The sequence below is a fragment of the Streptomyces sp. AC555_RSS877 genome, assembly GCF_019049245.1.
GTDB lineage: Bacteria > Actinomycetota > Actinomycetes > Streptomycetales > Streptomycetaceae > Streptomyces.
Map to the genome: position 1 here is coordinate 1 of NZ_JAGMUK010000221.1, position 13,871 is coordinate 13,871.

Genomic DNA, 13,871 nt, shown 5'->3' on the forward strand with positions numbered 1-13,871 from the left:
CGCAGGGGCTGCGGGCGGGGGCGGCGGCCGGGGCGGTGGCGGGGGCCGCGCTGCCCCTGCTGGACATGACGGGGGTGGTGGCCGGCGTCGCGCCCTGGGGGTATCTCTCGCTGCTGCTGGCGGTCGCGTGCGTCGCCGGGGACCGGTTCTTCGGTGTGACGTCCGGCTGGATAAGGGACGTGGCCACGGCCCAGGCCGTGCAGCGACGGCTTCAGGTGCTCCAGTTCGACTGGTCCTCGGAGTGCGTGCGGGAGGTGTTGGGGCCGGCGGACGGGACGGCGAGCGAGGCGGCCGAGCGGTGTCTGGGGGTGCTGCGAAGGTTCTCCGAGGACGTGGCGGAGCTGGTGCGTACGGAGACGGCGGACTGGATGGTCGAGTTCCACACCGGTGCGTCGCCGCTGGGGATCCAGTCGGCGGTGGCCGTGGGGCAGCGGGCGGACGCCGGGGCCTTTCCGGGGCGGTTTCTGCCGCCGGGAGCGGGGGCCCGGCCGAACATGCCCCGCCAGCGGCCGCCGGAGCCGCGGTGACCGTGCGGGGGTGGGGTGGTGGGCGCCGGGCCGTTTTCGCCCCCGCCGCCCCTTCCCGTCCCGTCCCGGGGGCTGCGCCCCCGGACCCCCATCGGCCCGAAGGGCCTCGTCCTCAAACGCCGGACGGGCTGGGGGGTCACTGTCGGGTGTACGTCAGCTTTTCGTCCGTGCCGGTGTTCGTGCGCTCCAGTGTTCCGTCCGGCAGCAGGGTGATCTCGGTCGGCGCTCCCGGCGTGCAGGAGGAGCGGGGCTCGCCGCTGGTGACCGAGGACGGGCCGACACTCAAGGGGCCGTCACCGCTCGGCGCTTCGAGCAGGTCTGCCTGGAAGACGCAGTGGTAGGTGCCGTTCGCGGTGGGGCCGTCGGCGACCAGGGACAGGACCGTGTCGCCCGTCTCGCCCTGTTGGAGGGTCAGTTCGCGGGTGTGCAGGCCGTCGGCGTTGTCGATCGTCGTGGTCCAGGTGCCGAGGTAGCCGGCCGGGATCGCGCCGTCCGACGGCGGGGCGGAGGTCGCCGGCTCCGAGGGTGACGGGTCGTCGGGCGTGCTCTGGCCGGGGGTCGTGGGAGCGGTCGCGGTGGGGGTGGCGGTCGTGGCGGTCCCTCCGCCGCCCGTCTCCTTGTCACGGTCGCCGCTCATCAGGGCGTAGACCGTGCCGCCGGCACCGAGCGCGACGACCAGGGCGACGAGGACGAGCAGGACGGTGGAGCGGCGGTTCTTCCCGGGGTCCTGGGGGGTCGCCGGGCCGTAGGGCGGAGCGGGGGCGGCGGGAGGCGGGCCGTAGGGCGGGGTCCCGCCGAGGCTGCCGTACTGGTTGTACGGCGGCGGGCTGCCCGGCTGCTGCGGAAAGCCGTACGCCGAGGGCTGCGGGTGTGGTTGCGGGTAGCCGTACGCGGGGTGGGCCGGGGCGGGAGCGGCCGGGCTGCCCGTGGCTGCCGGTGACGGCGTCCGGCCACCCTGGCCCGCGACGACGGTGGGCAGGTGGTCCAGCCGCGCCCCACTGCCCGGCTGCCCCGGCACGGGCGGGCCAGGGGGCGCGGCGTCGGCGACGGCGGCGTGCTCGGGAGACGCCTCGGGACCCCGGGGCGCGCCGGCCCCAGTGCCGTCACCTCCCGCCCCCTCGGGATCCTCCGCGTCCAGCAACTCCACGGCGTGCCGCCCCAGTTGCGCCACCAGCGCGCCGGGCAGCCACGGATCCCGTGACCGCCCCCCGGCCACCGTGTCCTCCGCGCCCGTGCGCTCCAGGATGCGGTCCAGCGTCGGGCGGGCCTCCGGTTCCTTCTTCAGACAGGCACGGACCAGTTCGGCGATGCCCTCGGGGACGCCCTCCAGGTCGGGCTCCTCCTGGACGATGCGGAACATCAGGGCGTGGACTCCGCTGTTGGCGGTGCCGAAGGGCAGCTTGCCGGTCGCCGCGTACGCCAGCACCGAGCCGAGGCAGAAGACGTCGCACGCGGGGGTGATCCGGTCGCCCCGGACCTGCTCGGGCGCCATGAAGCCCGGCGAGCCGACGAGCGCGCCGGTCCTGGTCAGCCCGCCGTCCGTCACCGTCTCCAGGGCGCGCGCGATGCCGAAGTCGATGACCCGTGGACCGTCGATCGTCACCAGCACGTTGGACGGCTTGAGGTCGCGGTGGATGATCCCGCCGGCGTGGATGTCCTGCAACGCGTTCGCCAGTCCGGCCGCGAGGATGCGCACGGAGCGTTCGGGCAGTGCCCCGTGGTCGTGGCCGACGACCTGCTGGAGGCTGGGGCCGGCGACGTATTTGGTGGCGACCCACGGCACGACCGCCTCGGTGTCCGCGTCCAGCACCGGCGCCGTCCAGTACCCACCGACCTGCCGTGCGGCCTGCACCTCCTGCCGGAACCGCGCCCGGAACTCGTCCTGCGCGGCCAGCTCCTCCCGCACGAGCTTGACGGCGACCGTGCGCCCCCGGTCCGACCTGGCCAGATACACCTGGCCCATCCCGCCGGCGCCGAGCCGCGCCAACAACCGGTACGCGCCGATCCGGTGCGGATCCCCAGGCCCCAGTTTCTCCATCGTCGCGCCGCCTTCCCCCGCCCCGCACGTGAGCAACAGCCCGAGGATAGTGCGGCTCCACCCGGCGGTGAGCTGGGCGTTGTCTACGGTTCCGTAACAGGCGGGCCCACCTGTTCGAGCACCTTGGACAGCCGTTCCAGCACCCGTACGGCCTCGGCGAGTTCGGCGTCGCCGCCGTACGCCTGCGCCAGCCGGTCGGCGAACGCCGCGTGGCCGGGGTCGATGCGGGAGACGGCCGCCCGCCCCTCCTGCGTGGGCGCCAGCAGCTTGGCGCGCCGGTGTGCGGGGTTGGGCCGGTATTCGGCCAGCCCCTTCTGCACCAGCAGATCGGCGATGCGCTGCACACTCTGCCGGGTGATGCCCATCGCGCGGGCGATGCCGGAGACCGGCAGCGGTTCGCCGAGCACCGCGCCGAGCACCTGCCACCAGGCGGCGGTGAGTGCGGCGGGCTTCGCCAGCTCCTCGGCCACGGCGAGGAACTGCCCGTTGAGCCGGAAGACGCCGAGTGCGGTGCGGCTGAACAGGTCCTGACGCTCCCGGCTCACTGCTGCGCCTGCGCCTTCTCCAGCACGGCGTACGCCTCGGCGTCGGAGTCGTGGAACAGGCGGTACCAGGCGTCCAGCACCTCGCCCTCGTACACGCCGAGGAGCCCGAAGACCTCCCGGGCGAAGGCGACGGGTTCGGTGGGGCCGGCGGTGATCACGCCGCGGTCGGTGACGGCGTCCGCGTCGACGTACCGCTCGGCGCCGCCGTATCCGGTCGCGGCCAGGTAGAAGGAGACCGCGCTGGTGTGGTCGCGGTCGTCGAGCAGGCCCTCGCGGGCGAGCCCGGCGGTGGCCCCGCAGATCGCGGCGACGGGAACGCCGGCGTCCAGGAAGGCGCGGGCCTTGCGGGCGAAGGGGGCGAGGTCGTCGGACAGGTCCCAGAGGTCGGCACCGGGGAGGATCAGCAGGGAGCTGTCCTCGGGGCGTACGTCGTCCAGGGCCAGGTCGGGCCGGATGCCGAGGCCGCCGAGGGAGGTCACGGGCTCGCGGGCCGGGCCGACCGTGCGGATCTCGTATCCGGCGCGGGCGAGATACGCCGTCGCGTGCCCCGTCTCCCAGTCGGCGAGGGTGTCGTACACGCCGAGATGAACGGGCTTGCGGATCATGGCTGCCTCCTCGGGCGTTCACTGATTCCCTTGATGACAACATCCTGTCATTTCGACAGGAGGCTGTCAATATGACCTCCTCGGCGCTCCACCACCCCCGCCCTCTTCGACAACCTGTCGCGGAAAGCCCCCGTCCACAGACAGGACGCCGATACCGCTTCCACATCGCGGACATTTACTCTCGGGTCCATGACCCCTCAGCCAAACCCCGAGGTCGGCGCCGCCGTGAAGGCCGCGGACCGTGCGCACGTGTTCCACTCCTGGTCCGCGCAGGAGCTCATCGACCCGCTCGCCGTGGCCGGCGCGGAGGGGTCGTACTTCTGGGACTACGACGGCAACCGGTACCTCGACTTCACCAGCGGGCTCGTCTACACCAACATCGGCTACCAGCACCCCAAGGTCGTCGCCGCGATCCAGGAACAGGCCGCGACCCTGACGACCTTCGCGCCCGCCTTCGCGCTGGAGGCCCGGTCGGAGGCGGCACGGCTGATCGCCGAGCGGACGCCCGGTGACCTGGACAAGATCTTCTTCACCAACGCCGGCGCCGACGCCGTGGAGCACGCCGTGCGCATGGCGCGGCTGCACACGGGCCGGCCGAAGGTGCTGTCGGCGTACCGCTCGTACCACGGCGGCACCCAGCAGGCGATCAACCTCACCGGTGACCCGCGCCGCTGGGCATCCGACGGTGCCGCGGCCGGTGTCGTGCACTTCTGGGCGCCCTTCCTGTACCGCTCCCGCTTCTACGCCGAGACCGAGGAGCAGGAGTGCGCGCGGGCCCTGGAGCACCTGGAGACGACGATCGCCTTCGAGGGGCCGGGGACGGTCGCTGCGATCCTCCTGGAGACCATTCCGGGAACGGCCGGGATCATGATCCCGCCGCCGGGCTACCTCGCCGGCGTCCGTGAGATCTGCGACAAGTACGGCATCGTCTTCATCCTGGACGAGGTCATGGCCGGTTTCGGGCGGACCGGCGAGTGGTTCGCGGCGGACCTGTTCGACGTCGTGCCGGACCTGATGACCTTCGCCAAGGGTGTGAACTCCGGGTACGTGCCGCTCGGCGGTGTCGCGATCTCCGGGGCGATCGCGGAGACCTTCGGGAAGCGGCCCTACCCGGGCGGACTGACGTACTCGGGGCATCCGCTGGCGTGTGCGGCGGCCGTCGCGACGATCAACGTGATGGCCGAGGAGGGCGTCGTCGAGAACGCGGCCCGGCTCGGGGCGGACCTCGTGGCCCCCGCACTGCGGGAGCTGGCCGGGCGGCACCCTTCGGTGGGCGAGGTACGCGGTGTCGGCATGTTCTGGGCGATCGAGCTGGTGAAGAACCAGGAGACCCGCGAGCCGCTGGTGCCGTACAACGCGGCCGGTGAGGCGAACGCGCCGATGGCCGCGTTCGGTGCCGCGGTGAAGGCCGGCGGGGTGTGGCCGTTCATCAACATGAACCGGACGCATGTGGTGCCGCCGTGCAACGCGAGTGAGGCGGAGCTGAAGGAAGGGCTGGCGGCGCTGGACACGGCGCTGTCCGTGGCGGACGAGTACACGGAGTAGTCACCTGGACCAATGTTGCGCCGATTCGAACGCGTAAGGTGGCGTGCTCGTAGACATGTACGTGTACGCCACCGGATCGCGACGAGGGAGACGCCCCGACCATGCCCGGCCGTAGCGGCAACGGCGCCGTGACCCGCAGCACCCTGCGGCAGCAGATCGCCGACGCGCTTCGAGACGAGGTGCTGGCGGGGCGGCTGCAGCCGGGGCAGGAGTTCACTGTGAAGGAGATCGCCGAGCAGTACGGCGTCTCCGCGACACCCGTGCGCGAGGCGCTGGTGGACCTGTCCGCGCAGGGCCTCCTGGAGGCCGACCAGCACCGGGGCTTCAGGGTGCACGAGTACTCGGTCGAGGACTTCCGGGGCATCCTCGAGGCCCGCGCCCTGGTCACCGACGGAATGTTCCAGGCGCTCGACAACGGCCACCTGGGCTACCGCGACCTCGACGACCCCCGTACGGCCGCCGCCGTGGCGGGTATACGCCGCCGCGCCGACGAGGCACAGCGCGCCGCGGCCGCCGGTGACCTCACCGTCCTGATCGGCTACGACCTGCGCTTCTGGCGCGAACTGAGCAGCATGTTCGGCAACCGCTACCTCGCCGACTTCCTGCACCGGCTGCGCGTGCAGTCCTGGGTGTGCACGGTGCAGCACCTGCGTCGCCTGACCGACCTGCGCGGCTGCCTGTGGCACGGCCACACCGAACTGGTGGACGCCCTGGCCGGGCACGACACCAAGGCCGCCCGCTCGATCGTCGCCGCGTACAACGCGGACTCCCTGGCCCTGATCGAACGCCTCGCCACGGGGTGAGCCGGGCCGGGCCGGGTATGTGACGTGCACAGGGGCAGCCGACCCGGGGCCGCACCGACTACCCTGCCTTGACCACCGTGTGACGACCACTGTGACGACCGCAGCGCTGCGAGTGACCGAGGAGCTGACTTTTGGCCTGTGACCTGTGGCTGGTGCCGCTCGTAGACGTGTTGTGCCACACCCCGGACAATCCGTTCGCCGAGGAACTCGCGCAATACAACAAGGTGCTCGCCGAGGCCGGGCTCCCGCCGGTTCCGGTGTACCAGTACATGCCGGGACTGTCCGGCGAGGTCGCGCCGGTGGCCGGCTTCGACTACGACGCGCTGCACTTCCTGCGCCGCGCCTACCTGCTCCAGGTCTGCGGGCTGCCGGTGACGCCGGTGGACGAACTGGGCGGCGACTACGAGCAGTTGCTGGAGATGTTCGAGGCGACGGCCCAGCAGTCCCACCTGGTGTGGCACTACGACCACGCGGGCGCGTACGTCCCCGTGGACTTCCCGCACCCGCTGTCCAACGACGAACTCCTCGCGGGCGGCGGCCCCCTCGGCTCGTCCCAGACGCTGCTGCGGGAGCTGGAGTTCGTCGCCCCGTCACTCGGCATCGACCCGGCCAACCCTCCGGCGCCCCCGGAGGCACCGCCCGGTCCCACGGAGCTGGAGGAGCCGGCCGCACCGGTTCCCTACGACCCCAGCCCCTTCGCCCGCGAACGTCACGTGTGGCTCGGCCTGCACGCCGCGGCGACGCGCAGTCTGGCCCAGGGGTCGATGATCATCTTCAGCTGAGGTCAGCGACCCAGCCGGGAGAGGCCCTTCTGGACGTCCTCGTGGTTCATCACCGGGGTGTAGGTGATCTTGGCGCCCAGGTTCATGAAGAACGGCTCGCTGATCACCGGCATCTGCGAGCTGTCCTGCGTGTCGAAGACCATGCAGGCGGTGCGCTGGCCGTTCTCGGAGGTGAAGTAGGCCGCTTCGGGCTTGATCTGTTCCAGCGACGCCTCGATCAGTTTCGGCAGGGTGCCGTTCTGGATGGCCTCGTTCGCCTTCTCCGTGTCCATGGACACCTTGAGCAGTACGCGCATCGCGCTCACCTCTCCTGTGGGGAATCACGCAGACACGATCAGGCTATGCCCGATAAATCCGGTTAGTTCCTACACAAACCGCCCTCCCTTCACGTCGACTCGGGCGATGCACGCGCGTGTGCCCCCGTCCGAGACCGGACGGGGGCACACGCGGGAGAACAGACATCTCTGCTGCACAGGACCCCTGCTGAACAGGACCCCTGCCGAACTGCCGTTCCTAGATGAACGAGTTGATCTCGATCGTCTCGTCCCGGCCCGGACCCACGCCGATCGCGGAGATCGGGGCGCCGGACATCGCCTCCAGCGCCTTGACGTAGTCCTGGGCGTTCTTCGGGAGGTCGGAGAAGGACTTCGCCTTGGAGATGTCCTCGGACCAGCCCGGCAGCATCTCGTAGACCGGCTTCGCGTGGTGGAAGTCGGACTGGGAGTACGGGAGTTCCTCGACGCGCTTGCCGTCGATCTCGTACGCCACGCAGACCGGGATCTGCTCCCAGCCGGTGAGGACGTCCAGCTTGGTGAGGAAGAAGTCGGTCAGGCCGTTCACCCGGGTCGCGTACCGCGCGATCACCGCGTCGAACCAGCCGCAGCGACGGTCACGACCGGTCGTGACGCCCTTCTCGCCGCCGATGCGGCGCAGCGCCTCGCCGTCCTCGTCGAAGAGCTCCGTGGGGAACGGGCCCGCGCCGACGCGGGTCGTGTACGCCTTCAGGATGCCGATGACCCGGCTGATCTTCGTCGGGCCGACTCCGGAGCCCGTGCAGGCGCCGCCCGCGGTCGGGTTCGAGGAGGTGACGAAGGGGTACGTGCCGTGGTCGATGTCCAGGAGGGTGCCCTGGCCGCCCTCGAAGAGGACCACCTTGTCGTTCTCCAGGGCCTGGTTGAGGACCAGGACCGTGTCGGCGACGTACGGCGCGAGCCTGTCGGCGTAGGTCAGCAGCTCCTCGACCACCTGGTCGACGGCGATCGCCCGCCGGTTGTAGAGCTTGGTGAGGATCTGGTTCTTGACGTCGAGTGCCGCCTCGACCTTCTGCGTGAGGATCGACTCGTCGTACAGATCCTGGACGCGGATGCCGACGCGGTTGATCTTGTCCGCGTACGTCGGGCCGATGCCGCGCCCGGTGGTCCCGATCTTCCGCTTCCCGAGGAAGCGTTCCGTCACCTTGTCGACAGTGACGTTGTACGGCGTGATGATGTGGGCGTTACCACTGATCAGGAGCTTGGACGTGTCGACGCCACGCTCGTTCAGTCCGTTCAGCTCGGAGAACAGGACCGACGGGTCGACGACGACTCCGTTGCCGATGACCGGGGTGCACCCCGGCGAGAGGATTCCGGAAGGGAGGAGGTGGAGGGCGTACTTCTGATCGCCCACGACTACCGTGTGGCCGGCGTTGTTGCCGCCCTGGTAGCGCACCACATAGTCCACCGAGCCACCGAGCAGGTCGGTTGCCTTTCCCTTGCCTTCGTCACCCCACTGAGCACCGAGCAGCACAAGTGCGGGCACGCGCGTACACCCCTTCCGGGCGGGGCATGTCCAAGGTCAGAGGCGTACGCGCCATTGACTGTGCCTCGCACAGCCTGTTTCGTACACCGGCGGCCTTCGTTGGCCGCAACCCGTCGGACCGGATGCCCCGGAATAGACGAAGCCCCTGGCGCAATAGCGCAAGGGGCTCTTGCACAAAGATGCTACCCGAGGAAGCGAGGCATGACCGAGGTGGCGACTTACGACCAGCTGCTGGTGGTCATAGACCCGGTCGCCCGCCGTACGGACGGCGAGGCCGTACGGATCGCGAAAGACGTGCTCAGCGCGGGTGCGACCACGAAAGTGTGCCTCCCGGAGGGGCCCGAGGAATTCGCCCGGGCACTCCAGCGAAAAGGTTCCCGCAGGCCCGTCGTGATCGGCGACGACCGGGCTCTGGTGCGGACGGTGTCCCTGCTGCACCGGTGGCGGGAGCTGGCCGGATGTGGGCTGTCGGTGGTGCCGGTGGGGGGCGCCCAGGCCCTGGCCCGCTCCCTGGGCATCCCCGTGGGCGCGGTGGCCGCGGCCCGGGCCGTCCTGGACGGCGCCGAGCGGCGCATGGACCTGCTCGTCGACGAGAGCGACGGGGTGGTGCTGGGGGCGTTGCGGATTCCGCCCCTGCCGGGAGCGGCGGAGGACGCCGAGGAGGCCGGCCGGCACGGCGCCGACCTCGACTCCGGCCGCCCCTGGATACGGACGTGCCAGTCCCTCGTACGGACCCTGGTGACGGCCCGCCCCACCCGCTCCGCCTCCCCGGCGTCCGCCCCCGGCCACTCCCGCCTCCGCGTGGAGGTCGACGGGGTCACCCTGGTGGACCTGGACCAGCCCCTGGAGGCCCTGTCGGTCACCCCGGGCGCCTCGGGGCTGGCCGAGGTCGAGGCCCGGCCCCTGTCGGTGGGCGCGGAGGCGACTCCGCTGCTGGCGACGGGGCGGCGGATCACCGTGTCGGGGCCGGACTTCCGGTACCGGGCGGACGCGGTGGTGTCGGGTCCGGTGCGGAGGCGGACGTGGACGGTGTGGGAGGGGGCGTGGGGGCTGACGTTGCCGGTGGCGGCGGCTGGTGATCATCCACTTGGGTGATCAGGAGCCCGGCCCCTCTTGAGTGATCAGGGACCCGTCGGCAACGCGTCCGACTCGTCCTTCAGCCCCACCCCCGTCAGCCCCAGCTCCCGCGCCCTGCCCATCAGCGCCGCCAGCTTTCCCGCCGCCGCCTCGTAGGTCAGCCCCAGCGGGGGCCGGATGTTGGACAGGCAGTTGCGGTCGGCGTCGGTCGTCACGCCTGGCCTCGGGCCGTACGTGAGGTACGCGCCCAGGGAGTCCGCCGCCGACATACCGGGCCGCTCCCCGACCAGGACGGCCACCATCGCCGCGCCCATCGCGTGGGCGATGTCGTCGCCGAGGGCCACGCGGGCCTGCTCGGCCAGGACGACGGGGGCCACCCGCCAGTCGGCCGCCAGGCGGGCCGTCGTCGCCCGCACCATCGCCGCCGCGTGCTCGTGCACCGCCCGGCTGGACAACCCGTCGGCGACCACGAACACCAGGTCCCACTCCCCCGACGGCAGATGCGCGCGGTCGGTGGCGTCCAGACGGCGGCCCAGGTCGGGTCGCTGGAGGTAGGTGAGCCGGTCGGGGGCGGCGCTGCGGACCCGTATCGTCGGCGTCCCGGTCAGCGCGGCGGCGACCGTGTCCGGGGCGAACGGCGAGTGCACCGCGTCCCGCGCCGCCGCGTGCGCGGCCTGGAGTTCCAGCCGGTGCCGGGTGGGCAGCCCGGAGCCGGCCCGGCCGAGGCCGATACGGGCCTGGGTGTGACGCCGTAGCGTCGACCACAGCGCCGAGTCCTCGGTGTGCGTGACCAGTTCACTCATGCCGCCAGCTCCCGTCCGATGGCCGTCAGCGGATGTGCCGTGACCTCGCGGATCCCGCCGCGTTCGTCCAGCAGGCCGATCGACTCCAGCCACGCCTCGAACTCCGGCGCGGGCCGCAGCCCGAGCACTTCCCGCAGGTACAACGCGTCGTGGTACGAGGCGGACTGGTAGTTGAGCATGATGTCGTCGCCGCCCGGCGTGCAGATCACGAACGAGGCGCCCGCGACGCCGAGCATCGTCAGCATGGTGGCCACGTCGTCGTCATCGGCGTCCGCGTGGTTCGTGTAGCAGATGTCCAGGCCCATCGGCAGGCCGAGCAGCTTGCCGCAGAAGTGGTCCTCCAGGGCGGCGCGCAGGATCTGCCGTCCGTCGTAGAGGTACTCCGGGCCGATGAAGCCGACGACCGTGTTGACCAGCAGGGGGTCGTAGCGCCGGGCGACCGCGTACGCCCGTGCCTCGACCGTCTGCTGGTCGACCCCGTGGTGCGCGCCGGCCGACAGGGCGCTGCCCTGGCCGGTCTCGAAGTACATGACGTTCTTGCCGACCGTGCCGCGGTTCAGCTTCCCGGCCGCCTCGTGCGCCTCGTCGAGCAGCCCGAGCGTCACCCCGAAGGACGCGTTCGCCGCCTGCGTCCCGGCGATGGACTGGAAGACGAGGTCGACGGGCGCCCCGCGTTCCATCAGGTCCACGCTGGTCGTCACATGGCACAGCACGCACGACTGGGTCGGGATCCCGTACCGCGTGATGACCCCGTCCAACAGCTCCAGCAGGTCCCGTACCGCCCTGGGGCTGTCCGTCGCCGGGTTGATGCCGATCACCGCGTCGCCGGAGCCCAGCAGCAGACCGTCGAGCAGGGCCGCGGCCACGCCCGCCGGGTCGTCGGTCGGGTGGTTGGGCTGCAGGCGGGTCGCCAGCCGGCCCGACAGGCCGATCGTGGAGCGGAAGGCCGTCACGACCCGCACCTTGCGCGCGACGGCCACCAGGTCCGCGTTCCCCATCAGCTTCGACACGGCGGCGACCATCTCCGGCGTCAGCCCGGGTGCCACGGCCGCCAGCGTCTCGGCGTGCGCCGCCTCGGACAGCAGCCACTCCCGCAGTTCCCCGACCGTCATCCCGGCCAGCGGCGCGAAGGCCAGCGGGTCGTGCGTGTCGAGGATCAGCCGGGTCACGTCGTCGCTCTCGTACGGGATGACCGGCTCGCTGAGGAAGGCCGCGAGCGGCACCTCGGCCAGCGCCCAGCGCGCAGCGACCCGCTCCCGGGCGGACGACGCGGCGAGCCCGGCCAGCCGGTCGCCGGAGCGCTCGGGGCTCGCGGCCGCGAGCAGGCGCGCGAGGGAGTCGAAGCGGTGGCGCTCGCCGCCGAGGGTGGACGCGTAGGTGCTCATGCGAAGGACGCTACGAGGCGCGGTCGGGCCCGGTCCACGAGCTGCCGCAGAGTTAACGAAGGCGTTCCCCACGCCCGGTTTTTAAAGGTCTGGTTGACATGCATTTAACGCTTCCGGCCTCCTGCGTGACTCATTCGCCCGCCAGGATTCCGGTCCAGTACCCAAACGCGCCGCCAGGACGGCCGACAGGAGAGGGGCCACCCGATGGCAGTACAAGAGGGCGTTGCCCCCGAGGCGAAGACTGGCGGCGAGGGGACCGTTCACCGGCTCAAGCCCAACGCCATCGGCCTGCTCGGCGTGGTCTTCATGGCCGTGGCGACGGCCGCGCCGATCACCGCGATGACCGGCAACGTGCCCTTCATGGTGTCGTCCGGCAACGGCATCGGCGCCCCGGCGAGCTACCTCGTCGCAATGGTCGTCCTGGCAATCTTTTCCATCGGCTTCACCTCGATGGCGAAGCACATCACCTCCACCGGCGCCTTCTACGGCTTCATCTCCTACGGCCTCGGCCGCACCGCCGGTCTCGCCTCCGGGCTCCTGGCGACCTTCGCGTACGTCGTCTTCGAGCCGGCCCTGATCGGCATCTTCTCGGTCTTCGCGACCACCACTCTCGAGGACCAGACGGGCCTGCACATCCCGTGGTGGACGTTCGCGATCCTGATGCTCGCCGTCAACGCGATGGGCACCTGGTTCGGCGTCTCGGTCGCGGAGAAGGTGCTCGTCGTGCTGCTGGCCACCGAGGTGACGATCCTCGCGGCGATGGCGATCTCGGTCGCCCTCCACGGCGGCGGCCCGAACGGCTTCACGTTCGGCCCGATCAACCCGGTCAACGCCTTCCAGGGCACCTCCGCCGGTCTCGGCCTCTTCTTCGCCTTCTGGTCGTGGGTCGGCTTCGAGTCGACCGCGATGTACGGCGAGGAGTCCCGCAACCCGAAGAAGATCATCCCCAAGGCGACGATGATCTCGGTCCTCGGCGTCGGCGTGTTCTACGTCTTCGTCTCATGGATGGCCATCATCGGCAACGGCGAGAAGGAAGCCGTGGCGGCCGCCTCCTCCGCGAACCCCCTCGCGCTGTTCTTCAACCCCACCGAGCAGTACGTCGGCCACTGGGCGGTGGTCGTCATGCAGTGGCTGATGATCACCGGCTCGCTGGCCTGCGGCATGGCCTTCCACAACTGCGCGGCCCGCTACATGTACGCGCTGGGCCGCGAGGGTGTCCTGCCGTCCCTGAAGAAGACCATCGGCCGCACCCACGCCCGGCACGGTTCCCCGCACATCGCGGGCCTCGTCCAGACCATCGTCAGCGCCGTGCTGATCGCCGCGTTCTGGATCGCGGGCAAGGACCCGTACGCCGGTCTGTACGTCCTGCTCGCCATCCTCGGCACCATGGCGATCCTCGTCGTGCAGGCCGTGTGCTCGTTCGCGGTGCTGGCGTACTTCCGCACGCACCACCCCGAGAGCAGGCACTGGTTCAAGACGTTCGTCGCGCCGCTGGTGGGCGGGGTGGCCATGCTCGCGGTGGTCGTCCTGCTGGTGTCCAACATGGGCGTGGCGGCCGGTACGGAGTCCGGTTCGCTGGTGCTGAAGGCGACGCCGTGGCTGGTGGCGCTGGTCGCGGCGGTGGGCATCGGATACGCGCAGTACCTCAAGCGGAGGGACCCGTCCCGGTACGCGCTGATCGGGCGGACGGTACTGGAGGAGACGAAGGAGCGTTAGCCGTATGGCGGTCGGGCCCTGGTGGAGAGGTCGGTCTCTTCCAGGGCCTTGGTCTGTGCGGCCTTACTAGCGCCCCTTGCGGCGGCCCCGCTTCCCACGTGCCTCGCGCTCCTCGAGCTGCTTCCTGATGCTGTCCCGGTCGTGGCGCTCCATTTGCAGCTTCATGTTGAGCCGCTGGAGGGTCGCGCCGTTCGGGACCCGGCTGGCGCGGAGGGTCAGGCCCGGCGAGCCGTCGGTCGTCTCGATCA

13 protein-coding genes are annotated in these 13,871 nt (G+C 71.1%); 6 read left to right on the forward strand and 7 right to left on the reverse strand.

Annotated elements, in window-relative coordinates; genetic code table 11:
* Positions 1-527, forward strand: a 527-nt coding sequence (locus KUM49_RS45130) for an SLATT domain-containing protein (protein WP_217242799.1), incomplete at its 5' end; no start/stop codon positions are given.
* Positions 528-663: 136 nt separating this feature from the next.
* Here KUM49_RS45130 and KUM49_RS45135 read toward each other — a convergent pair.
* From KUM49_RS45135 to KUM49_RS45145, 3 genes are all read right to left on the reverse strand, one after another.
* On the reverse strand, positions 664-2,565 hold the full coding sequence (locus KUM49_RS45135; protein ID WP_217242800.1) for a serine/threonine-protein kinase: 1,902 nt from the start codon (positions 2,563-2,565) through the stop codon (positions 664-666).
* Between the two features lie 83 nt (positions 2,566-2,648).
* A complete protein-coding gene (locus KUM49_RS45140) occupies positions 2,649-3,110 on the reverse strand; it encodes a MarR family winged helix-turn-helix transcriptional regulator (protein WP_217242801.1) in 462 nt (153 codons plus the stop codon).
* Positions 3,107-3,715 (reverse strand): type 1 glutamine amidotransferase family protein, encoded by a 609-nt coding sequence (locus KUM49_RS45145; RefSeq protein ID WP_217242802.1) that lies wholly within the window; start codon positions 3,713-3,715, stop codon positions 3,107-3,109. The genes KUM49_RS45140 and KUM49_RS45145 overlap by 4 nt, the downstream gene beginning before the upstream one ends.
* 189 nt (positions 3,716-3,904) lie before the next feature.
* On the opposite strand from KUM49_RS45145, the gene KUM49_RS45150 reads away from it, so the two are divergent.
* The 3 genes from KUM49_RS45150 (at position 3,905) to KUM49_RS45160 (ending at position 6,845) form a co-directional block, all read left to right on the forward strand.
* Complete coding sequence (locus tag KUM49_RS45150; protein ID WP_217242803.1) at positions 3,905-5,260, forward strand: aspartate aminotransferase family protein; 1,356 nt, start codon at positions 3,905-3,907, stop codon at positions 5,258-5,260.
* 101 nt (positions 5,261-5,361) lie between these two features.
* Positions 5,362-6,063 (forward strand): GntR family transcriptional regulator, encoded by a 702-nt coding sequence (locus KUM49_RS45155; RefSeq protein ID WP_217242804.1) that lies wholly within the window; start codon positions 5,362-5,364, stop codon positions 6,061-6,063.
* A gap of 131 nt (positions 6,064-6,194) precedes the next feature.
* Positions 6,195-6,845, forward strand: a complete 651-nt coding sequence (locus KUM49_RS45160) for a hypothetical protein (RefSeq protein ID WP_217242805.1) — start codon at positions 6,195-6,197, stop codon at positions 6,843-6,845.
* A 2-nt stretch (positions 6,846-6,847) separates the two neighbouring features.
* Here KUM49_RS45160 and KUM49_RS45165 read toward each other — a convergent pair whose 3' ends face one another.
* Both KUM49_RS45165 and KUM49_RS45170 read right to left on the reverse strand, forming a co-directional pair.
* Positions 6,848-7,141, reverse strand: a complete 294-nt coding sequence (locus KUM49_RS45165) for a hypothetical protein (RefSeq protein ID WP_217242806.1) — start codon at positions 7,139-7,141, stop codon at positions 6,848-6,850.
* Positions 7,142-7,358: 217 nt separating this feature from the next.
* Positions 7,359-8,642 carry an adenylosuccinate synthase gene (locus tag KUM49_RS45170; RefSeq protein WP_217242807.1) on the reverse strand — a complete coding sequence of 428 codons (1,284 nt, stop codon included), beginning with the start codon at positions 8,640-8,642 and terminating at the stop codon, positions 7,359-7,361.
* A 201-nt stretch (positions 8,643-8,843) separates the two neighbouring features.
* Here KUM49_RS45170 and KUM49_RS45175 point away from each other — a divergent pair, with 201 nt between their 5' ends.
* Positions 8,844-9,737, forward strand: coding sequence for an acylglycerol kinase family protein (locus KUM49_RS45175; protein WP_217242808.1), 894 nt, complete (start codon positions 8,844-8,846; stop codon positions 9,735-9,737).
* Between the two features lie 26 nt (positions 9,738-9,763).
* Here KUM49_RS45175 and eutC read toward each other — a convergent pair whose 3' ends face one another.
* Positions 9,764-10,522 (reverse strand): ethanolamine ammonia-lyase subunit EutC, encoded by a 759-nt coding sequence (eutC, locus tag KUM49_RS45180; RefSeq protein ID WP_217242809.1) that lies wholly within the window; start codon positions 10,520-10,522, stop codon positions 9,764-9,766.
* Positions 10,519-11,907 (reverse strand): ethanolamine ammonia-lyase subunit EutB, encoded by a 1,389-nt coding sequence (locus tag KUM49_RS45185; RefSeq protein WP_217242810.1) that lies wholly within the window; start codon positions 11,905-11,907, stop codon positions 10,519-10,521. The genes eutC and KUM49_RS45185 overlap by 4 nt, the downstream gene beginning before the upstream one ends.
* A gap of 204 nt (positions 11,908-12,111) precedes the next feature.
* On the opposite strand from KUM49_RS45185, the gene KUM49_RS45190 reads away from it, so the two are divergent.
* Positions 12,112-13,623, forward strand: a complete 1,512-nt coding sequence (locus tag KUM49_RS45190; protein WP_217242811.1) for an APC family permease — start codon at positions 12,112-12,114, stop codon at positions 13,621-13,623.
* Positions 13,624-13,871 lie beyond the last annotated feature (248 nt).